This window comes from Butyrivibrio sp. AC2005, assembly GCF_000424145.1.
In the GTDB taxonomy this organism is placed as follows: domain Bacteria; phylum Bacillota; class Clostridia; order Lachnospirales; family Lachnospiraceae; genus Butyrivibrio.
This window is the reverse complement of record NZ_AUJI01000013.1, coordinates 1-22,084: the sequence shown is the minus strand read 5'-3', so window position 1 is coordinate 22,084 and position 22,084 is coordinate 1. Positions and strand designations below refer to the sequence as shown.

The window sequence follows — 22,084 nt, the reverse complement described above, 5'->3', positions numbered from 1 at the left end:
CTACACAATTTATCTCTTCATCTTGCCACTTGCAGTTTTCTCAAAGGCTTCGTCTTGGAATTCAATTCCATATATTCTTTTATAAATAGGCAATGTCTTATTAAGTTCTGAAACATACTCCTTAATCTCGTCCCTTGCAGATTCTTCCGCATATATAGCAGCATTGATTCTGTCATTATTTTCAAAAACCTTGCATTCCTTAACATTTATATTCTTATATAAAAGGTTTTCAAGTTCTTCCGGACTTATATTCTCTCCGCCTGAAAGAATAATAAGATTTTTCTTTCTACCAGTTATATACAAATATCCCTCATCATCAAGATATCCTAAATCACCTGTATAAATAAGACCGTCCTTTAGAGTTTCCTTTGTATCTTCCTCATTTTTGTAATAGCCCATCATGTTGCCCCAATACTTGATGCAGATCTCACCATCAATGATTTTTATCTCTGCATCATCATAAGGACGCCCTGCGGAAGCAATATGTTTTTCCATATCAAAGTTAAATGTTGCATTTCCACCGGTCTCTGTCATACCATAATACTGTCCAAACAGCATTCCATGTGACTGAATTTCTTTTACATCTTCTACGCTGACAGGTGCTCCTGCAGTAGAGACAATTTTGGCGCCTCCAAGTTTTTCAAGATGACCTCTTCTTATGGCCTTAAGCCATAACTTTATTGTAGCCGGAAGCACACAGGTATAATCGATAGACTCATTCTCAAGATCTGACAGAATATTCTGCGGATTAACACTCTGCATCATAGTACATCCATGTTCAGACCAAGTAATCCACGCTAATATTCCACCTATATGATAAAAAGGAAAATTAGTATATATTTTAAATCCAGGTACAGCCTTATATCCATGGGAATACCCTTCCGGCAGAGCTATTTTTTCTTCCTTGAAAATATTGCCAACAGAAAGCGCTACGCCTTTAGAAAGGCTCGTTGTTCCGGAAGTGTAAACAATCATAAAGAGCTTATCTGCCTCATCCTCTGTAAAATCATTCAGCTCTTTTTCTTCTGTACCACAAAGAACGTCATCAAAACCAAGATATTTTATTTCTGTTCCAAAATCATATGACTTTGAAGAATCTGCAATCAAGTATTCAACCTCTGCATTTTTTACAGCAAATGTAAGGTTTTCTTCTGTTTCACGGAAATTAAGAGGAACGAATACAGCTCTGCTAAACATAAGAGCAGCCATAATTACAACGTACTCATAGCTGTTACCACCAATAAGAGCAATGTGTCTTCCTTCCACATTTCCCATAATACTCTCTAACTGATATGCACATTTCTTTATATCACTAAGATATTTCTCAAAACTGATATTGTATGAATTCTCACCATCCAAAAATCTAAATGCACACTCATTGCTATACTTTTCCAATGACTCCAAATATTTAAACATAATTTTCTCCTCTCTCATTTAAAGCTCTTTTTGCTTGGCTGCAATTATTTTTACTGCATCATCAACAATAGCAACTGAAAGTAACTCTTTTTCCTCGACTTTGATTGAGAATTCTTTCTCAATTCTAGCAATTATTGACATTATCTCTAATGATGATAAATCCAGATCATCCATGAATGAACTGTCCTCATTGATGTCATTCAAATCAATATCTGCAATATCACTTATAATATTGGCTAGTTTTGAAAACACTGAACTCATTTTTCCCTCCTTACTATAAGCGTTTTTATGTGAGCATATAAAAATGCAGTAGAAAGAACAACCACTGCTCTTACTCCAAAAATAATCATGCTTCTTACAAATTGATTCCCCCTCCAACTATTGGCAAAACCGTACTGCAGATAGCTTCCTATAGTCTTAAACTCAATAGTATGGGCACAATAAACATATAAGGATAATCTTCCTACCTTTCTGACAAACATAGAAATTGTACCTTTTAAACAGTTAAAGCACAAGAAGAAATATATAACCAAAAGACTATATAAACCATACAAAAATATAGAAAGAGGGCCAAATATATAGCTACTGTCAGCTATATTAAAATTCTCAATCGCACCTACAATAGTGGTTGCAAAAATAATTAGCCCCACAACCTTATTTCTATTCTTTATGCTTTCAGGTGATGTAAGCAGTTTCTTTTTCTTTGCAGTATAACCTATATAGAGAAAAAAGGCTGCGACAAACCCTTGTGAAATACTCCATGGCAATGCATTTCCCAATCCCAAAAGCCAACCAATGCAAGCAGATATTACTGATGAATACAGTAGTTTTTTTCCTTCAAAATGATTAAGCAATTGATTAAAAATAATATTTCCAAACATCAAAGCAAGCAAAAACCAGCCAACTCCATTACTATCAATAGTAATTCCAAATAGAGCACTTTCCTTTGGAAATCCCAAAAGAAAAATAATTAATACTTGTATAGAGCTTTTTATAGATGCCCTTATTCCTCCATACAAAACATAAAACCCAATCAAATTTACAACAAAAGCCATAACACAAATCGTCAGGTATGGAACCAATAATATTTTAAATTGTTTGTTCAAACACTTTTTTAAGCTTGTTTTCCTAAAGCCATATCCGCTTATTATAAACAATACTGGCATTATTGCCTGCATAAATACTTTTAACAGTAAAAATATTATAAGGAATAGCACCCCTCTGTCTCTTACCAGATCATATACAGAATTGTAAACAGCCATAAAGTCAAATAATCCATAGGTATGATAAAGCATCACCGCAATCATAATGATACCCTTAAGAAGATCAAACATACCTAAAGTGTTTTTAATTTCAAATTTCTTTGTTTTCATTCCCTTATATTCTTTCTATATATATTTAAAACTCATCCATAAGTTTTTTAATATCAGTATCACCTATTACGTTAACGCGCTTATCTGCTATTCTATAAACTCTATCGCACATCGACAAGACCGTGGGTCTATGAGTTGTAAGTATTACAGTTTTCTTAGGATCCTTTTTCATAATATTGTTAAGAACCTGTCTTTCAGTAGCTACATCCAGTGCAGAAGTTGCTTCATCCAAGAGTATCACCGGTGCTTTTTTCAAAAGTGCTCTTGCTATTGATAACCTTTGATTTTGTCCCTCAGAAAATCCTAAGCCATTCTCTCCCAGCATATGATGCAGCTTATCAGGAAGCTGTTCTATAAACTCATAAATGCATGCTGTTTTGAGCGCATCTATAATATCTTCATCCAATGCATCAGGATTCACCAACTTCATATTCTCCAGGATACTACCAGCCATCATAGTGTTCCCTTGCGGAACATATGAAATCAGCTGTCTCGTTTCCTTCCCCAAGGGGAGTGAAGATATTCCATTAGATGCTAAGACCATTCCCTTCTGTGCCTTTACGATTCCAAGAATAATTCTTAGCATGGTAGTCTTACCTTCTCCGGAAGGCCCGACCAGTGCAACTATCTCACCTGGATTAGCTTCTAAAGAAGCACCTTTAAAGACTTCGTATCCATTTCTGTATTTAAAAAACATATCTTCAATTTTTATTGATGCGCCATTCTTTTCAGCATCATCTGCAAAAGACTGAATATTTTCACCAGATGAGATAACATCCTCATCATTTAGATTTAAAATTTTCTTCACCCTATCAGCAGAAGCCATATATTCCATTATGGTTGGTATGAGATTTAGCAAAACCTTCATTGCATCTCCTACCTGAAAAGCCAAAAAAATCAATATTGTAAGAGCTCCAAAAGATATCGCACCAAGATGTACACGGTAGAACATCCAGCCTATACAAATTGCAGCACCAAGAAGTCCGGCAAAGAAGGAAATCCCCCATGAAATAATCGAGTATTTATTTGACCTTAAGTCCACACTTCTCCTGTAATCTTCAAACGCGACCATTTTATCATAAAATGAATTCCCTAGGTTAAAGGCTTTAACAGCTTGAATATTATTGAAAGTCTCCTTATTATATGAATTAATTCTTGACTCTATTTCTTTTATTTCTATCTGGGACTTATATATTTTACCCATTAATAATCTTGAAGCTATAAGCACTATAGGAGCCACAATAATTGCAACCAAAATCATGGAATAATCAAGGGCTATAATATAAATCCCCGCACAGATGATCATAGTCAGCTTGGCTATCATCGTAGGGACAAGGCCACTGGTATTACCAGCAACAGTTTTTATATCTGATGCCAATCTCGTTATTAAATCCCCAGAATGATATTCAGTCAATTCTTCCCAAGAAGAATCCATAATTTTCCTATATACCTTTAATTCAAGGGTGTTATACATACCATTATAATTATGAGCAGCAAACCTATTACTTATGATACAAATAACAATATTAAAAGCATACATACTTATAAATATACTTGCTGTTTTAATGAGCTCTTTCATATTATCAAGAAGGGCTAAATCTATAATATTCCCCACTCTGCTTGCAATAAATATCTCGTAAAGAGCTTGTAAAACCAGTATAATAACATATAAGTAAAGTCTCACTCTAAAGCTTTTAAGTTCTCTAAGAGCCCACCTAAGAGTTCTAAATATATCAACAAAAATATGCAGTTTTTCCTTTTTTAACGGAAAACTCATAATAAAAATCTCTCCTACCTTCTAATAAACGCTTTTAAATATTCACAAATATCAAAAATCTTTTCTTCTTCCAGTTCCGGATAAATCGGAAGTGTCAGGACCTGGTTAGAGAGTTTTCTTGAAATAGGAGTTTCCCCTCTATAACCTGCATTTTTGTAGCAATCAAAATCACTTGTTATAGGATAAAAATACTTTCTTACATAAATATTGTTACTTACTAAATAATCATAGATTTCATTTCGTGTAACTCCAAGAACTTCACTATCAAAAAATACCGCACAATATGAATAGTTCCTCTCTATATCATCCCGGTAAGCATCAAGCATCCTTATACCATCAAATTCATTAAGTTCCTTCTTGTACAACTCATATATACTTTTTCTTTTTCGCCTATTTTCTTCAAAATGTTCCAGATTGCAAAGCCCCATAGCTGCCTGAAACTCATTCATCTTAGCATTCGCGCCTACAGCTGAAACAACATCTTCACCCATTATGCCAAAATTACATAACTGATAAAGTCTTACAGCATTTTGAGGATCCTTAACTGTTACACAACCACCTTCTATAGTGTTAAACACTTTGGTTGCATGAAAAGAAAACATTGAAGCATCTCCAAAAGATGCAATGCTCTTACCTCCAATCTTCACTCCAAATGCATGAGCGGCATCATATATAACTTTCAATCCATATTTATTTGCAATTCTGTCTATTTCGTCAACATTACATGGCATACCATAAACATGAACAGGTAGAATCGCTACAGTTTGGTCTGTGATTAATTCCTCAATTTTATTCGAATCAATCGTACAATCAGACTCTTTAACATCACAAAAAACAGGTGTACAGCCATTTCTTACAATTGCATGTGTGGTTGATGCGAACGTATACGGCGTAGTTATTATCTCACCCTTCAATTCCATAGCCTGAATTGTCAATTCCAATGCCATATGCCCATTGCTACTTGGAAGACAAATATCGACTCCAAAAAAATCTGAAAGTTTCTCTCGAAACTCCTCATGTAATGGTCCCATATTGGTGAGAATATCCTTATCCCATATTCTCTCCAGATATGAAATATACTCTTTAAGAGGCGGTAGGGTAGGCTTTGTAACAAATATCCCTTTTCTATCATCTGAAAACTTCTCAAAATACATTATCTATTCCTCATTTTGCTGGCCATAAACTCAGTAAACGGCCCCTTCTCCATTATCATAAAGGAGGAGTGCTCTCCCTTTTCAGGCAGATACTTAAAACCTATTGCCTCATACAATTTCCTTGCTCTATGGTTTTCATCATCCACTTCCAGCTTTACTTTCTCCATACCAGCCTGAATTCCCAATTCAAAAGCTTTGTTAAGGATTCTTGCCATAGTCAGTCCCTTAGCAAATCCTAGCTTATCACTTAAAGCAAACGCTGTAACAAATGCCACTTTATTCTCAGTATCATTACAGTAAATACATATAAAGCCAACCGGAAGTCCATCATGTCTTTCAACAATCACATGGCCATTATCAATCTGCTTTTTAGCAAATTTCTTTTTAGTATCTTCATCAATCATAAAAGTCAATGTTTTATAGTCCCTGAACTCATTCAAAATCTCAATAAATTCAGTTACCTCTTTCACTTCAATGACATCAATTTCTCTTCCCACAAAAACAGCCTCCTGACAAATGCAGTTCACTTTCAGCTATATAATCACCTATGTCTATCTCTAATAAACCTATAAAAATCTTTTTTGTTTTGATACCAAAGCCAAATAAAAAATCTTATTATTTGAATTGCAATAATTGGCATCTGACCTTTATACATAGCAACCTTAGCAAATTCTGATTTTCTTCTTTCATCGTAGCAAATATTTATTCCCAGCAGTTTTCCTACTCTTTCCAGCTCTTTCATTCCATATAAGAAAAAAATCACGTTTATAAGACTAAAACCATCATGTTTGGAAGACCATGAGCCACTCCCTTTTCTAAGTACATACCTATATGCAGAAAGTACCTCATCCATGGTTTTAATTCTTCCCTGGGAAAGAATTGCCAACACTAGAAAAATGTCAACCATCGGACATCTTGGAATAACTCTTTTATCTTTTTTTGCCAGCTTTTCTAAATTATGAAGTGACTCTGTTCTATACACAGCCGTGGCTGTTTGCCCAGGCAAATAATAATCTTCTAAATCCTGCGAAGTATATTCTTCTTTTGAAAAGAAAGGCATATATTTTTCAAAGTCTTTTTGCCTTTCATCATTTTCATCAACAACTATACATCTGCCAAAGCACGCAGCAAAATCCGGGTTATTCTCCAAAAAATCTATCTGCTTCTGTAGCTTTCTATCATCAAGCCAATAGTCATCACCTTCAACAAATGCAATATATTCACCTTTTGCGGATTTTACAAGATTATGGATATTCCGAAAAGCTCCTAGATTTTTCTTTCTGAGAAATGCTCTGATTTTATCAGGATACTTCTGAGCATATTCATTAACTATAGCACCTGTTTTATCCTTTGAAGCATCATCACCGACCAGCACTTCATAATCAAAAGTGCACTCTTGCATCACAATACTTTCAAGCGTTTTGGCAATATATTTTTCGTGATTATATGTCGCAACAACAACACTTGCCTTTACCAATCTTTTACCTGTTTCCTTCATTTTTAACTAAATCTAACACTCTATTTCTATACTTATTTGGAAAAATAATAAGCTTTAAATAATCTTTCCTTTGATAATTATCAAGATCTTTAAAATTTTTAAAATACATTCTAAGGACTCTTTTTCTGAATTTATTCATAAGTCCGTTTTTAATGATAGTTTCATCAGTAAAAGTTACCATTAGCTGCTTAATACCTTCAAAAAAGGTATATAACATAAGGATTCGGATGTCACCATACATCATATTACTCACGGTTTCAAGCCTATCCTCAAAAGCATCCATAATATCAAGATGTTTAATGTCCTGCATCCTGCTCCCACCGGTTATACTATTTTCGCGTATTCTATAATGGTATAAACAATCGGATAGTACTGATATAGAATCAGCTCTACTAATTACCCTGTGGCTCATGAATTCATCCTCATGAATTACACCTTCTTTGAATCGCAAATCCTCAAACAACTCTTTTCTATACAGCTTATTCCAGGCTATCACCAAAAGAACATTTTCCTTAGGATAAATATCTCCCAGCGCCTTCATGGCTTCATGTGGAGAAATCACTTTACAACCATCAAATGAAACCCTCGCTGTATCAGTCTGTTCTTTTATATATCCGCAGACAGCCATGTCTGAATAATCATTTTCTATTGCATCTAATAGTTTTCTAGTATAGTCAGGTTCCACCCAATCATCAGAGTCAACAAAAGAGACATACTCTCCTTTAGCGAAGTCAAGACCAGTATTTCTTGCCGCAGAAAGTCCTCCGTTCACTCTATGAATATAAATCACATTATTGTTTCTTTTAGCAAAATCTCTGGCAATTTCTCCTGTAGAATCAGTAGAGCCATCATCAATAAGAAGTATTTCAATATTTTTATATGTTTGAGCTAATAGAGAACCAACACATTCATCCATATACTTTTCAACATTGTAACAGGGGACGATAATGCTTACTAACGGCTCATTTCTCTGATCATTTAAGCCATGAATATTCCTAATCAGGTTATTCACTAATAATGGTTCTTTATCATAGGATATTTTTCTTGCAAAAAAATTATTATTATTTATAAGTTCCTCATAATCATCTACTGTATACTCATAGGGGGTCCCTCGGTGCCAGTCTATCTGCCTTAAACTATTGTTTTCAGCTCTTTCTCGAAATATAGAATTCATCGCCAATGTAGGTATTACCATTTCATCAGGGGTGTTGGACAAATTATACATTCTTAATATATTTCGTTCATTTTTAATAATATATTCTGCAAAATCATGGGTTATGCTAAACCATTGATCACCCTTATAGAACTCTATATTCTTATACTTTTTTGTTCTGTATATATTTAGCTTTTTTTGTAATTCCAAAAGCCTCCACTGCAGCCTTACAAGACTTCGCATAAAAGCCTTTTTTCTGCCAGGCCCATCAAATTCACCCTTACCAACAAACTTAAGTAATGGATAATAAAAATGAATTTTATCCATAAAATAATCATTATGCTCACCATTAACATGCCATGAGATGTATTCACGGTCTTCATCATCAAAGAATTGATGTATCTTATCCTGACTTTTTATTGGAAAATCCACTCCGGATATTAAATGAAAATAGGAATAATTATTTTTAGTCGCTTCTTTTAAAAGGGCTATCTCACATTCAACAATACTAATAGTGCCCCAGTTAATATTTGTCCTTTTAATAAACCGAATATCTGATTTATTGACCCATGATGATATTTCATCCTCATCTACATATTTAGCCTTTTTATCTATATGTAAATAAATATCATTCCTTCCTATAATTTCAAGCTCAAATTTCAGTATTTATGAGCTTTTTGTTTGTTGATATACCTCTTTAACAGGAGCCAGAGGTGATGAATAGTCATATATCATATACTGAATAGCTGATTGAAGGTAGCACTAATAAAGCATCCCTTTGTTTGCTCTATAAAGGCTATTTTCCCTTTGATCAACTATGATGGTGAACCTTCCGTGTCTAAAGGGATCGTGTCCCAACTTCCTTCGTCCCACCTATTCATACACCAAGTGCCAGCAAAGCTTTCAAACAGGGTCTATGCCCTATGGAGAGAACTCCCGCCAGCTACAGCTCTTGTTTGTCTTTGGTACTTACTAACTGACCTATTATGTCTTGAATGGTACCGGCAAACGGTGGACGCAATCCATCAAAGACATATGTTGGTAGTTTTTGTAGGAGATTCCCCCTACTGTTAATGGGTTACCATCCGGAACCCTGCTCAGCTATCGAACTGTATTCAACAGCTCGGCAGGATTCCGGAAATGTGATTCTTACTTATGCAGCTACTATCTCAGCATTCTCAAATCTCTTGATATCATCAAGCATCTTTTGAGGGTCATAAGTAACGCCTTTCTTGAGGATTGCATATATAATCCTCAGAAGCTTACACGCTATGACTATCAGCGACTGCATCTTCTTTAGCGGATTCTTGGGCCGTGTAGTGTAGTACTCATGTATCAACTGGAATTCTTCAGCATGAGCCACAACTGATTTAGCTCCTTGGAACAGCCAGGTTCGCAGTTCTTTGCGTCCTCTGTGGCTTATCTTTGTTTCGCCATTATGCTTGCCCGAACTGCATGCAACAAGGTTTAATCCACTTAGTTTCTGTATTTCCTTAACATCGTCAAATCTATCAATATCCCCCATTGAAGATATGATCCCTGCAACTATGTTCTGACCCAGACCAGATATTTCAAGAATGTTTTCAGCGTGTGGTATTTCCATACACTTCGCATTTATAGCTGCCTCTATTGTGGTCAGTTTTTCATCTAGAGAGATCATTTCTTCCACAAACCATCTGACAGCTTCTCTGTCGTATTCTGCGCCTTCATTTCTTCCCACGCTTGTACTGGCATATCTGAATAGTTCAGCTGCCCTGCTATAGCCGCGTCCTCTTAGCTTAGCATTGTGCCAAATCTCTCTTATGCCATCTTCACCCAATGCAACTATGTCCTTTGGAAATGGTGCAATCTTTAATACTTCTAAAGCAAAACTTCCATCCACTCTTCCAAATGCGTCCTTATATTCAGGAAAGTGTATTTTCATTAGCCTGTGCATCCTGTTTGCACAACGGATCCTGTTCTCGGTAAGCTGACTCCTTAGAAGCGAGAGACTACGCAGATCTGCGTATATGCCCTCTGGAAGATATGGCATACCATAGTTTCCGTTCATTACCAGATTTGCTATTACTTTGGGATCTTTTCTGTCATCCTTTAACTGGCTGTTGTCTTCAACCTCCTTTGTCTGCTTGACTGCATATGGATTTACCTGTACAACACTGATACCATTGCTTATAAGCCATGTCGCTATACAGAACCAGTAATGACCTGTAGGCTCAAGTCCTAATACTATCTGCTTTTTGCCATTTACTGCAGCAAGCTCAACCATCCATGCCTTTGCAGCTTCAAATCCTTCTTCATTATTCGTGAATGAAAATGGTTTTTTGCTGAGTTCTCTGCCTCGTATATCTATAGCTCTCAGATAATGAGTTTCACTGCCTATATCGCATCCTACTATAAGCATGTCCTCCGATATAAAAGAAAGCTTGGCATTCTTATCAAACTTCCCCGTTGTTTCAAGATCATGCCAGGTCTTAGCCTGCATTGTCTTAAGAAGTTCATCGATTCTTGACTGTCTTTCTTCGGCTGATAGAGTGTTTATTACCGAAAAACTATTGGTGACTTGATTTTTGTTTCTTGTTGTCTTAGCATTCATGTTAGATACCTCTTGTATTCTTGGATTATTACCAACTGCCAGGTCAGTAACAATCCAACTTTACTTGAGGTATTCTTTTTAGGTCAATCCCTGTTTAAATCATACAGGAAGCTTTCATCATCCAATTCCGCAAGGAGTTTTTTTAGCATATGAAATTCATTATGTGCAATTATCAAATACGCGTGCTTCTTCATTAACAACAACCAAACAAATAAATCATTTTCTTTAATATGGCATCTTCCACTCAAGCAATGGCTCTCTATGCCTCAGTTTCCTATAAACATCATATAATTTCAGCTTTATCCGATCCATTCCTTTAAGGCCTATCATATAATGGTAAACCAACATATGATATCTGAACTTAATCTTCGCAATATCTGGTTGATAAAGCCCTATTACAGCTTTCTTATTTTTCTCAATTCCTTTATATCTATCCAAAATGAAAGAAGTGTTATTTATGTCCTTATATCCCACACATACCTCTTTGGGAGAATAGCCTCTATAAGAATTATCCAAAAGCCTTATACAAATAAGCGCAAATTTATCTATAAACAGCTGATTTTCTGACTTATATGCATATTCCCACACATCTTGCAGCAATACAATTGTCTCTGAAAGCTTACTGCTAATATTATCGTGCTGCCCCATAGCAGAATCATCCCTTACAGTGTATCTGACACATCTATCAGCTATACATACTAATTTTTTTGAATTCATAAGGTATTTCAGATTAAATGCAAGATCCTCACCTATACTACATTTTTCTGAAAAAGCAATATTATTATTCGATATTACCTCAGCTTTATATAGCTTATCCCATACCTCAAAACCAACATAATAATTTAGTAAATCATTTATAGCAAAAGAAAATCTCTCATCATTAGATGAAAAGCATCTTTCTCCAATCAAAAAGTTATAATTATCAAGCTCTTTCCCTGAAGTATCCCATCTTGAATACTGACATGATACCCAATCAGAACCAGTTTCTCTCATGCTACTTACAAGAACACCAATGGAGTCCTTTTCAATATAGTCATCAGCATCAAGAAAATAGACATATTCACCACGCACATGTTTTAGTGCAAGATTTCTAGCTGATGATACCCCTCCATTTTCTTTACGAAGTATTAAAAATTCCGGCCTTCCGTCTGAAAAATCTTTAATCAGTTTGTATGAATTATCAGAAGAACCATCATCAACAACAATAATCTGGAGAGCTTTATAGGTTTGACTGCAAACAGATTCAAGACAATTAATTATGTAATTCTCACAGTTATAAACAGGTATGATAACAGAAACCATACCTTCTTCACTTTTACAGCACATAATAATCTGATATCATCTCGTTTACTTCTTCAGGTGTGTTAAACATCATTACATCAATAATAGAAAGGCCTGGTATAAATTCATCATTTTTCTGATCGTAGGGTCTAAGCCTGTTCTGAAGAAATTCAATGTTCATCCCGGCAAAGCCATATTTTAATCTGTCATAGAACTTAATTCCCCCAGGCGCATTTCTATAGGTATCAGCATCCGGAAAGTGATTTGTCACTATAATTCCCCATTCATCACGCATTATTTTATCGTGCTCTTCAAGGTTAATATCCGAAAGTTTATACTTTGGCGCTTCTCTCCCAAGCCACTTTTGAACAAGGTTAGTAGATTCCATTGTCAGCGCTGCTATGCTGTCGTATTTTTTTGAAAATAACTGTTCCAAAATCCCCACTACTTCATTATAGTAAGGTGCCTTTTTCTTATAGTACCAGAGTTTGTTTATTATAGCCTCTTCCCATGGTTTGTCATAGTCTATTTCAACTTCATTTGCAGGTGTTTTTTGGCTTGCATGCTTTATTGGTACATTTATATACTGTACCTGACCTGATTCAGAAATAATCCTGTTTCTATTGACCCACCCCTGCTTGATATACTGCAAGGAATCTGCATATACAAAAATGTCAACATTATTCATAATTGTAAAGTATCCAAGATACGGAAAAAAATATGTCTGATGTAAACCTACTGATTTGCCCATTATTCAAAACCTCCACTTAACATATTCTATTTAATGGCATAAATCTTTTATATAAAAAAACGACAGAACATTTCTGGAAACATTTCGAAAACATGATATTTATGACTCTGCTTTTTTGTCAACAGTCTATAGTATTTATTAAATATATATTTATATTTTTTTATCGCTTCATTCTTCATTGTTCTGTCCCCTTCATGATAAAGCCGTGCCGTTTTAAGTAGTCCCCATTTTAAAGTAATATTAGCAAAAGTAACGTCATCGTTATCTAACGCTTTTATTATTCTATCTTCATAAGCATCAATTACATGAAGATGATATGTGCTTACTGCATTATTATTACCTGTAATGCCGCCCTCATTATTCCGATAATAATAGTACCTTTCAGGGACATAAACTGCCTTATTCACAGAGTAAATAAAATTATTAATCATAAATTCATCTTCGTGATAACATCCCTGTTTAAACCTGACACCATCAAACAGCCTCTTATTATATAGTTTTGCCCATGCAACTACCATCAAAACATACTCTCTTGAAATAGGATTTGTAAGCCACTTTCTGCATTGTCTGGCATTCATTTCTATAACATCATCTGTTTTAATATCTGCGTTACATAGTTTGTCTGAATCTATATCACAAAAAACGAAATCCGCTCCAGATCGTTCAATTTCACTTGCAAGCCTTTCCAGAAAAACAGATGAAATAGAATCATCAGAATCCACAAAGCATACGTATTCTCCTGACATAGCATCTAATCCAGCATTTCTTGCCGCAGAAAGGCCACCATTTTCCTGATGAATTACTGTTATTCTCGGATCCTTAGTGGCCCACATATCACATTTTTTACCGCTTGAGTCAGTTGATCCATCGTCAATTAAAATAAGCTCGAAACTTTTATATGTCTGATTCACAATTGAGGATATACACTCATTCAGATATTTTTCCACATTGTAAACAGGAACTATTACTGAAATTAGTCTATTACAAATATTATCATCCAAATTGGTGTACTCCTTCCTTGCTTTAGTAAGATTACATATTTATAATCAAAGATATGAATAAAACAATATCAACCATTATTCCATTCTATAATAGTGCTCTGACATTACCGCGTATGCTCGACAGTATTCTGAGCGGGACTGTTTTGCCTTCAGAAATAATTCTAATAAATGACGGTTCAACCGACGATTCTTCGCACATTGCCGCACAATATGCCGACATGCATTCAATCATTAAGCTTGTAAATCAGCCACACTCCGGAGTCTCTGCTGCAAGAAACCGCGGTCTCAAGATAGCCTCCAGCGAATTTATAAGTTTCCTTGATGCCGATGACTTCATCGAGCCAGATATGTATAGCGAGCTTTTAGCTGCTATAACTGACGAAAGTATCGATGGTTGTATCTGTGGCTATTTTACTGAAAAGGACAGGGTTACTACATCATTTTTCAGTTCTTCAATTTCTTTGTATTCATCTTCAGTTTTATTAGAAGCCATGTTTACTGATGAAAATATCAGAGGTTTTCTGTTTAACAGATTATTCAGAGCAGATATTATAAAGAATTATGAATTCAATAAAAATATTGACATCTGTGAGGATCTTCTTTTCCAAGCTGAGTTATATACAAACAACAATAATCTAAAATTCGCATGTATCAATAAACCGCTATATCACTATGTTCAAAGCGATTCCAATGCCACAAATAGCTTAAACCTATACGAAGGTTTAGTTTTTAAATATGAACCTTCATTTGTTTTATTGCAGAAATTAGTAAACAAACAATATGTTATAGACTGCTATGACTCCATATTATGTTATAGTATGTATTGCCTTTTAAAAGCCTATAAAACAGGCAACAAAACTGTCTTACCTCAAATAAAAATGCTTCAAAAAGATATAAAAGCTGTTAAGCCTTCATCAGTTTCAAAAAGAAGAATCATATATATATATGCCCCTCTGCTTTTCAGCCATTTTTTAAAATAACTGCACACAAAACACAAAATATCATCATCCCTTCATAAACTGATAAAAGCATCTGCAGAAATAATAAATATTATAATTTCTGGTTCGAAGACATAGATATCTAACTAAGCGTATTTTTCCAGCTTTTCTAACATCATGGAGCATGTTTCTGAACTCTCTGCTTCTGAGTTCACTGTTTATATATTTTTTCGCACACGAAAATGTTGTTCCTCCTTTATGTATCTCATGAATAGCAGTCAATCGATTAGTCCAGTCATATATAAAAAGGGATTTTAATACGTTAATATTGTCTTCCGTTACTCCCTGTTGCTTTTCTTCCCATCTAATAAAACGTCTATATATTTCCTTAGTATTTTCTAAATCATCAGAATGGTATTTAACTGACAATCCATCATTTTTTCTTTTTATATAATTATATAGTGGGAGATTTAACATCCCTATGTTGCCTTCGCATTGCTCCAAATAGTCTATATTAAACTTTAAATCCTCTCCAACACTAACATTCTCATCAAATTCTATTTTGTTATCTTTTATAACTCTAAGCTTATAGCATTTATTTGTCACAAAATTAAATATCTTAAGCCAGGAGAGAGTTGATGCTGAATTCCTTGATAGCAAGTAGCTTTCCCCTAATATATATCCTCTTCCGGTTTCAAGGACCATTACTTTATCCGGAACACGTTTATTATATGCATTTTTGAAGTTCATCCCACATAGGACAAAAGATACATCTTTGTTCTTCCAACAATCATAAGCTTCCACATATTTCTCTATAAGTGTCAGTTCCGGATAATCATCATCATCAACAAAAACTATATACTCACCACTTGCTTCACTAATTCCCTTGTTTCTAGCTGCAGAAACACCTCTATTTATAGTTTTAACTACTTTTATTCTATGATCATTAGCAGCATATTGTTTACATATATCATTTGTTTTATCATTTGAACCATCATCAACTATAATAAATTCAATATTCTTATATGTTTGATTTATAATAGCCTCAATACATTCTCTAATATAGCGCGAACCATTATAGGTAGGCATCACTATCGAAATTAAATTGCTCTCATTCATTTTTTTAATACTTTATATACTTCCATAATATTAAAGCAATCGACTTCTTTACTCCCATTACTTTTGGAACATTTTTTATATTCACTCGATTACTATATTCTTTTGCCAATTTCTTCCTAGCATCAGAATCCTTTTCGTTTCTATAACCATATTTAATGCCGTCGCACATAGTTATAAGACTATGTTCTGCAAGCTCTTCTTCACCTTTTGCCGTGAAGTATTGTATTCTCTTTTGAATAGCATCAAGAAAAAATACAATACGCTTACTTACAGATTCGCCCATTATTCCTGTATTTCTTTGGACATAATTGTAATATGGCTCAGGAGTAAATGACACCAATTTTGCATGATATAAAGCCTTATAAATTGTTGCTTCATCCTCATGAAGAGCGCCTATTGGAAATCTCAATTTTCTAAACAACTCCCGCTTATATAACTTGTTCCAAGCAACCGTGCATATATTATTTGATCTCATCATCTGTATTACTGCTTCATGCCCACTCCAAATACCATATTGGGGACTTGTAAACATTCCTTCGTTGTCACCAACATGCATTATTCCGCATGCCACTATATCTGCATGGTCACGATTCATAATATTAAGCATCTTTTCCAATGCATCTTTTTGTAAATAATCATCACTATCACAAAAGAATATATACTCTCCTTTGGCAATATCCAGTCCAGTATTTCTAGCAGCTGATAATCCCTGATTAGCCTGATGCACAACCCGTATACGGTCATCCTCTTTTGCAACTTTTTCGCATATGCTCCCTGAAGAATCTGTAGAACCATCATCCACTAGTATTATCTCAAGGTTCTTATATGTCTGCGTTATTAAGGATTTTAAAGATATTTCAATATAATTTTCAATGTTATATACCGGAACGATTACTGAAATAGTTTCATTCATTCCAGTTGGAACTATAATATCTATGAAACGACTATAGTAATTGTCTATATTGAACTCCGATACCCCTCTTGCTCGCGCATACCCTTTATCTGATAATTCTTTACACTGATACGTTGATGAAATCAAATCATGCATTGAATTAGTCAATTCATCAACAAGATTATCGTTTTTATTTACAATAATTGCACAATCATCCACTACTTCAGGTAAAGCTCCTGATTTTGTAGTTACTAATGGAATTCCTCGGGCTAATGTTTCCAATGCAACCAGTCCAAATGGTTCCTCATTTTTTGTTGGCATAACTACAACATCATAATCATAGTACCTCTTCAAAATTTTACTGGCTGAAATTCTTTTTTTACAGGATATATATTGTTTATAAGGTTTAACCAGCTCTAAAATATGCTTTTCATATTTTGTCTTATAGTCAGAAAAACCTATAATATCAAGTTTTAATCCATCCCTGTCTTTTAGATCAATGGCATCAACCAGCTTCTCAAAAGCCAGAACTAATTCTTTTACCCCCTTTTCCGGTATTATTCGTCCGGAATAAAGAAAACTTTGGGGAATCTCCCTAGTTATATCTTTTTGAGGGCAATCAGCCAGACTTACACCATTATATAAAACATGGACTAAAGCATTTTTATCAAATGACAGGATTCTTGATTTAATATAATTACTTACAGCAATAAACTGAACCCCATATTTCACCAATTCTCTGATATATTCAGGGCTTCTATAAACATCAACATCATTATGCATATGAAAATATACGGGTGTATCACATTTGTCATGAATAGTTTTAACTATTCGTAATGCTGTCGACATATGGTTTTCAACTACAATAGCATCATAAGGCGCGCTTAAAACTCGTTCCATTTCTGAAAACTCACTTACTATCTGATAATCCAATAGCCTTTTAGCACTATATTTTTTTGCTCTTCTATAAAAAGCATCTAAAGATCTGTCAATTTTCTTAAGTGTAGAATTACCTGTTAAAGTCAACAAACTTGTATTTAAATATTGATGTTCATTTAGTCTTTTATCATAAAGTGTAAATAAATCTATATGTATTTTTTGGAATTTCTCATTATCCTCTATAAGCTTGGTAATTAATCCCTCAACTGCACCACCTTTTGTTGCCGGAACCGGCAAAACAAAAGGTGTTATTATAGCAACTCTTTTCATAATACTCCCCAAAAAAGCTGCTTTAAATCTTTATAGTAAAAATAAAAAGCAGCCATAATAATGTTATATATTATTTTTCTTAAAATAATTAAATCCCAAAGCTATAGCTGCAACAAATGCGATAGCTGCTAGCATTCTTCCCCCCCAGAAGAGCACCTTATTTGAAGCATTTGATTTATCAGATGTTATTTCTTCCTCGCTAACTATAACGCTATAAGTACCTAAATCTGTTTCTACCTTTTCTCCACTTATGTCTGTATATGATAACTTAACATTTATTTCCTGATTACCACCTGAAACAAATGTCACTTTACAGTCTTTAGAATAACTCTTTCCGGCATAAACAGTATCAAGATCTATAATCTTACTATCATCCGAAACATTGCCTTCAATAATCAGCTTGGCATCTGTTATGTTCAAATTACTTGTATTAACATAATTCACACTAAGCAAGGATTTACCATTTAATATTGCATTACCGCCTACATCAATCCCTTTAACTATCAGACTTCTGCCTGTAGAAGTAGTAATGATCATTGTAGAAGAATTGCTCATTGTGCTATTTTCGCTCAAGTAATCAAACTGGCAAATGAAGTCTGCAGCATCGCCTTTAAACTCTGAGCTTACGGTAATTGGAATAGAAATCACTTTACTTTCATCCGGAAGAATCGTCCCTGCAAAAATCTGATTATCACTACCATATCTGGGATATATCATTCCAGAAGAGCTTGACATAGTAATCACAAGACTCTCTGCCTTTACAGTAGAGCTAATATTATGAAGAATGATATTTACCGTAAGATCGCTTCCAGCTTCCAAGAGTCCGCCTTCTACGGAATAGTTTTGGACTTCTATAAATGCAACCTTTGACTCAACAGCTAACGATGTCTCAGATGCAGCTTCAACAGAATTATCAGTATTAGCTATCTCCTGTGATTGCCCACTCTCTGTTCCATCCGCAGTAACCGTTTCCTGTACTTGTTCTCCGGCAGCTTCATCCACAGTATTCGGTCCCTGAACTTGCTCACTTTCAGTTCCATATGTGGTTTGACCTTCTCCCTGAGGAATCACTTCCTCTTCTATGTCTGTCCCCAACTGAATTCCTGCACCAGTCGCAAATACCGGAATATTATCACAGATAAATAATAGCATCATCAAGCAAATACTTATTGCAACTTTTGTCATCCCTAAAAAATATTTTTTCATGATTTTATTCCCTTATTCTCTTTCGAACGTTTAGTATATTTCTCTTTTTGAAAATAATCATAATTTTCATGATATGTAGAATATTGTTTCATATCTATCTTATTTATTATTGTCCCAATAAGATTAGCCTTAGCATCAGTTAATGCATTTGCCGCTTTAACTACTCCGTTTTTACTGGTCTCGCCAATAGCAGATACTAATATAGTCGCATCTGCACTAACAGCAATAACTTCTGCATCCATAGCTGCATTAACTGCCGGCATATCATAAATAATGAAATCAAAACTACCTGCAAGTTCCTCCCTTACTTCATCCATCTTTCCTGAGCATAAAAGACGTACGGGATTATCAATTAGTTCACCACAAGGAATATATGTAAGATTCTCAGTAGTCGTATCATATTTAATTCTACCGATAGGTGCTCTATCCATGAGATAATCAGAAAGACCTACAGTGGCATTTTCATTTAGCCTTTTATAACGATTCTTTTTTCTCATATCTCCATCTATTAGTACTGTTTTCCATCCGGAACTAGCAAGTGCTGCAGCCAGATTTATAGACACAGTTGTAGCCCCATCGCCTGATTCACATCCACATATAACAAAGCTTTTATATTCATTTTGTTTCTTAAGAATATGAAGATTCATTACAACCTGGTCAAATGCATCATTTAAAACAAAATCATCATTTTTATAAATCTCTAATTTTCTCAATTTACACCTCTTAATCCTTATAATCAGGAATTAACCCTATAACAGGAAGCTCATTTCTGATAGTTGCCTCTCTAACAGTTCTAACTTTATTATTAAGTATTTCTAAAACCAGAACAACAATGCACGCTAATCCGAAGCCAATAAGCATTATTTTTATTCTATCTTTCCAAGCAGATTTTATAGCACTATATGCTTTATAAGACGTGTATGCATTATCCAATACTTTAACTGAATCTGTATGAAGTATATTTGCCATCTCTATTGTATATGCCTGAGCCATAGCATCTGCCATAGCCATTGCAAGATCAGAATCTGAAGCTGTTGCATTAAACGATATTATTGTTGCAGAATTAGCCTTTGCCAACGCAGTTGCTGTTACACCTGACCCCACAGATGACGATACATAAATATTATTCTGAATATCAGAAGCTTCAACATCGCTTCTTCCTAGGATGAGGGCTGCTCTTTGACATACTTTATATGACTTTGCTACATCCATATATGCATTCATGGCAGTAACAGCATTAGTAGCATCAGAATAAGAAGTCCCTGCTGATGCATATACAGTTGCTTTCGCGCCATACTTATCGCTACCTTTATTTAAAGTCAATCCAACCCCGATAATAAAAAACAGCATTGTAATTAGAGCTATAAACTTTGCATTTTTCAAAAGTGCTTTTAAGCATCTAAAAACATCAATCTCAAATTCGTTCTTATACATTTTGAACCCTTTCTAAATATGTATTCAGTCGAATACCATTCTCATATTTTCGCAAAATATATACGATTATAGCATTCAATCTTCCAAAATGTATATTGATATTTTTATAGAGAATATTTATTTTATCTATCATTTTTTGTGAATTTTGTTGTTAAGAATTATTTTCGAATTATTTTATATGATTACCTTTGAATGAAATATCTTTTCAAAGTATTATTGAAAATAGGTGATGTTTTTATTATTGTTTATTATTAATTACTCATTCTAAGGGGGGATATAATAATATGTTTCATAATTTTTTTACTAGATTCTTATTTGTTCCTTTTTTCACCGTTGCTTTTTTATCTTTAAACATCTTAAGTGTTCATTCCTATTATGTTAAAGATATAACTATAGATCTTGATCGCTCTTCTATTTTGCAATCAACAGCTGATATGTATTCTAACGATGACATAATCCATTGGAATTCATATAAGAAATTAACAAGTGATGTTCAAGATGGTTATATTCCTGTTTCATTATTAAATGACCCTGTTTATTGTTCAATGAATTTGCCTTCAGAATCACAGAGTCAGTTAATGAAAAACGGTGGTATTGATAATGCTCATATTATCGGGAATACATTATCCCCTCTTTCTGAAAAGCTTTTATCTATAGGTTCAATATACCCGACCAGTGATAGGCCTCTTCCTGCGAAGTTTACAGTCTACCTAAGCAACATTAAATTATTTGCATTCTCTAAATCTCAAAATTCATGGATTATAATAGACGATAATCCTTATCCTCGCGGAATATACCTGTATTCTCTTCCATGGTCAGACTCTACTCCAAAAAAATGTAATATATCCTATACAGCAAATTATGCAAAAATCGAATTAACAGCTGAAGAAATGAATAGTAGCGCTTTGCATTTCTGGGGAAGATCAGTACCTTTAGAGAAGGATGATTATATATACTATGCAAGTGCATATACGTTCTGGGTTGATCAAGAAGCTGTTGATAACCTGACCGCTGTAGGTGGAATTGACACAAAAGACTCTACCGGAATTAATACTATATCTCAGTTATATACTTCCAGAGGTTTAGCTTCATCTCAAAAGCCTAAAACCGTATGGGGACAGACTGTGCCCAACTCAGAGTATATAAACTGCAATACATCTCTACTAAATAAACTTTATAATGGTGAATCTTTAGAAGAAAGCAATGATGCCTCTAGTAATTATTTACTTGAGAATACCCCTTCTAGTGATTCAAATTTATCGGAAAATGAAAATCAAACTTCTCCTGGC

Annotated in this window: 19 protein-coding genes; 2 read left to right on the top strand and 17 right to left on the bottom strand. The window is 34.4% G+C overall.

The features are described 5' to 3' along the window. Positions 1 to 9: 9 nt before the first annotated feature. The 12 genes from G602_RS0104310 to G602_RS25130 all read right to left on the bottom strand — a co-directional run bounded on the left by G602_RS0104310 (position 10) and on the right by G602_RS25130 (position 13,997). Entirely contained in the window at positions 10 to 1,416 is a 1,407-nt protein-coding gene (locus G602_RS0104310) for a class I adenylate-forming enzyme family protein (RefSeq protein ID WP_196808587.1), read from the bottom strand. A gap of 18 nt (positions 1,417 to 1,434) precedes the next feature. Beyond that, on the bottom strand, positions 1,435 to 1,677 hold the full coding sequence (locus G602_RS25145; protein WP_044931026.1) for an acyl carrier protein: 243 nt from the start codon (positions 1,675 to 1,677) through the stop codon (positions 1,435 to 1,437). Then, complete coding sequence (locus G602_RS0104300; protein ID WP_026657848.1) at positions 1,674 to 2,789, bottom strand: acyltransferase family protein; 1,116 nt, start codon at positions 2,787 to 2,789, stop codon at positions 1,674 to 1,676. Before G602_RS0104300 ends, G602_RS25145 begins: the two co-directional genes overlap by 4 nt. A 25-nt stretch (positions 2,790 to 2,814) precedes the next feature. Next, positions 2,815 to 4,566, bottom strand: a complete 1,752-nt coding sequence (locus tag G602_RS0104295; protein ID WP_026657847.1) for an ABC transporter ATP-binding protein — start codon at positions 4,564 to 4,566, stop codon at positions 2,815 to 2,817. 14 nt (positions 4,567 to 4,580) lie between these two features. After that, on the bottom strand, positions 4,581 to 5,720 hold the full coding sequence (locus G602_RS0104290) for a DegT/DnrJ/EryC1/StrS family aminotransferase (protein ID WP_026657845.1): 1,140 nt from the start codon (positions 5,718 to 5,720) through the stop codon (positions 4,581 to 4,583). Beyond that, positions 5,720 to 6,217, bottom strand: coding sequence for a GNAT family N-acetyltransferase (locus tag G602_RS0104285; RefSeq protein ID WP_026657844.1), 498 nt, complete (start codon positions 6,215 to 6,217; stop codon positions 5,720 to 5,722). Before G602_RS0104285 ends, G602_RS0104290 begins: the two co-directional genes overlap by 1 nt. Positions 6,218 to 6,261: 44 nt before the next feature. Then, on the bottom strand, positions 6,262 to 7,218 hold the full coding sequence (locus tag G602_RS28565; protein ID WP_049945047.1) for a glycosyltransferase: 957 nt from the start codon (positions 7,216 to 7,218) through the stop codon (positions 6,262 to 6,264). Beyond that, positions 7,202 to 8,986: a glycosyltransferase gene (locus G602_RS28560; protein ID WP_256374966.1), complete on the bottom strand. Its 1,785-nt coding sequence runs from the start codon at positions 8,984 to 8,986 to the stop codon at positions 7,202 to 7,204. Before G602_RS28560 ends, G602_RS28565 begins: the two co-directional genes overlap by 17 nt. A gap of 538 nt (positions 8,987 to 9,524) precedes the next feature. Further along, a complete protein-coding gene (locus G602_RS0104270; protein ID WP_026657843.1) occupies positions 9,525 to 10,964 on the bottom strand; it encodes an IS110 family transposase in 1,440 nt (479 codons plus the stop codon). A gap of 225 nt (positions 10,965 to 11,189) precedes the next feature. Beyond that, positions 11,190 to 12,290, bottom strand: coding sequence for a glycosyltransferase family 2 protein (locus G602_RS0104265; RefSeq protein ID WP_026657842.1), 1,101 nt, complete (start codon positions 12,288 to 12,290; stop codon positions 11,190 to 11,192). Further along, complete coding sequence (locus tag G602_RS0104260; protein ID WP_026657841.1) at positions 12,280 to 12,996, bottom strand: WbqC family protein; 717 nt, start codon at positions 12,994 to 12,996, stop codon at positions 12,280 to 12,282. Before G602_RS0104260 ends, G602_RS0104265 begins: the two co-directional genes overlap by 11 nt. A 47-nt stretch (positions 12,997 to 13,043) precedes the next feature. After that, entirely contained in the window at positions 13,044 to 13,997 is a 954-nt protein-coding gene (locus tag G602_RS25130; RefSeq protein ID WP_049945043.1) for a glycosyltransferase family 2 protein, read from the bottom strand. Positions 13,998 to 14,050: 53 nt separating this feature from the next. On the opposite strand from G602_RS25130, the gene G602_RS0104250 reads away from it, so the two are divergent. Next, positions 14,051 to 14,977 (top strand): glycosyltransferase family 2 protein, encoded by a 927-nt coding sequence (locus G602_RS0104250; protein ID WP_081675830.1) that lies wholly within the window; start codon positions 14,051 to 14,053, stop codon positions 14,975 to 14,977. A gap of 24 nt (positions 14,978 to 15,001) precedes the next feature. Here G602_RS0104250 and G602_RS0104245 read toward each other — a convergent pair whose 3' ends face one another. From G602_RS0104245 to G602_RS0104225, 5 genes are all read right to left on the bottom strand, one after another. Then, on the bottom strand, positions 15,002 to 16,054 hold the full coding sequence (locus G602_RS0104245) for a glycosyltransferase family 2 protein (RefSeq protein WP_081675829.1): 1,053 nt from the start codon (positions 16,052 to 16,054) through the stop codon (positions 15,002 to 15,004). 4 nt (positions 16,055 to 16,058) lie between these two features. Then, positions 16,059 to 18,155: a glycosyltransferase gene (locus tag G602_RS28555; protein ID WP_049945042.1), complete on the bottom strand. Its 2,097-nt coding sequence runs from the start codon at positions 18,153 to 18,155 to the stop codon at positions 16,059 to 16,061. A 63-nt stretch (positions 18,156 to 18,218) separates the two neighbouring features. Continuing rightward, the gene (locus G602_RS0104235; RefSeq protein ID WP_026657837.1) at positions 18,219 to 19,361 is read right to left on the bottom strand and encodes a hypothetical protein; all 1,143 of its coding nucleotides are present in this window, start codon (positions 19,359 to 19,361) and stop codon (positions 18,219 to 18,221) included. Then, positions 19,358 to 20,074 (bottom strand): CpsD/CapB family tyrosine-protein kinase, encoded by a 717-nt coding sequence (locus tag G602_RS0104230; protein WP_026657836.1) that lies wholly within the window; start codon positions 20,072 to 20,074, stop codon positions 19,358 to 19,360. Before G602_RS0104230 ends, G602_RS0104235 begins: the two co-directional genes overlap by 4 nt. 10 nt (positions 20,075 to 20,084) lie before the next feature. Continuing rightward, entirely contained in the window at positions 20,085 to 20,795 is a 711-nt protein-coding gene (locus G602_RS0104225; protein ID WP_026657835.1) for a Wzz/FepE/Etk N-terminal domain-containing protein, read from the bottom strand. Between the two features lie 284 nt (positions 20,796 to 21,079). On the opposite strand from G602_RS0104225, the gene G602_RS25120 reads away from it, so the two are divergent. Then, on the top strand, positions 21,080 to 22,084 hold a 1,005-nt coding region (locus G602_RS25120), incomplete at its 3' end, for a hypothetical protein (protein WP_044931023.1).

What these genes read in the sequence shown, in the direction of transcription:
- G602_RS25145 (WP_044931026.1), bottom strand. Translation starts at nt 1,677, where the DNA reads ATGAGTTCAGTGTTTTCAAAACTAGCCAATATTATAAGTGATATTGCA.
- G602_RS0104295 (WP_026657847.1), bottom strand. Translation starts at nt 4,566, where the DNA reads ATGAGTTTTCCGTTAAAAAAGGAAAAACTGCATATTTTTGTTGATATA.
- G602_RS28565 (WP_049945047.1), bottom strand. Translation starts at nt 7,218, where the DNA reads ATGAAGGAAACAGGTAAAAGATTGGTAAAGGCAAGTGTTGTTGTTGCG.
- G602_RS28555 (WP_049945042.1), bottom strand. Translation starts at nt 18,155, where the DNA reads ATGAAAAGAGTTGCTATAATAACACCTTTTGTTTTGCCGGTTCCGGCA.
- G602_RS0104225 (WP_026657835.1), bottom strand. Translation starts at nt 20,795, where the DNA reads ATGTATAAGAACGAATTTGAGATTGATGTTTTTAGATGCTTAAAAGCA.
- G602_RS0104250 (WP_081675830.1), top strand. Translation starts at nt 14,051, where the DNA reads ATGAATAAAACAATATCAACCATTATTCCATTCTATAATAGTGCTCTG.
- G602_RS0104310 (WP_196808587.1), bottom strand. Translation starts at nt 1,416, where the DNA reads ATGTTTAAATATTTGGAGTCATTGGAAAAGTATAGCAATGAGTGTGCA.
- G602_RS0104270 (WP_026657843.1), bottom strand. Translation starts at nt 10,964, where the DNA reads ATGAATGCTAAGACAACAAGAAACAAAAATCAAGTCACCAATAGTTTT.
- G602_RS0104265 (WP_026657842.1), bottom strand. Translation starts at nt 12,290, where the DNA reads ATGTGCTGTAAAAGTGAAGAAGGTATGGTTTCTGTTATCATACCTGTT.
- G602_RS0104300 (WP_026657848.1), bottom strand. Translation starts at nt 2,789, where the DNA reads ATGAAAACAAAGAAATTTGAAATTAAAAACACTTTAGGTATGTTTGAT.
- G602_RS0104260 (WP_026657841.1), bottom strand. Translation starts at nt 12,996, where the DNA reads ATGGGCAAATCAGTAGGTTTACATCAGACATATTTTTTTCCGTATCTT.
- G602_RS0104290 (WP_026657845.1), bottom strand. Translation starts at nt 5,720, where the DNA reads ATGTATTTTGAGAAGTTTTCAGATGATAGAAAAGGGATATTTGTTACA.
- G602_RS0104235 (WP_026657837.1), bottom strand. Translation starts at nt 19,361, where the DNA reads ATGAAAAAATATTTTTTAGGGATGACAAAAGTTGCAATAAGTATTTGC.
- G602_RS0104245 (WP_081675829.1), bottom strand. Translation starts at nt 16,054, where the DNA reads ATGAATGAGAGCAATTTAATTTCGATAGTGATGCCTACCTATAATGGT.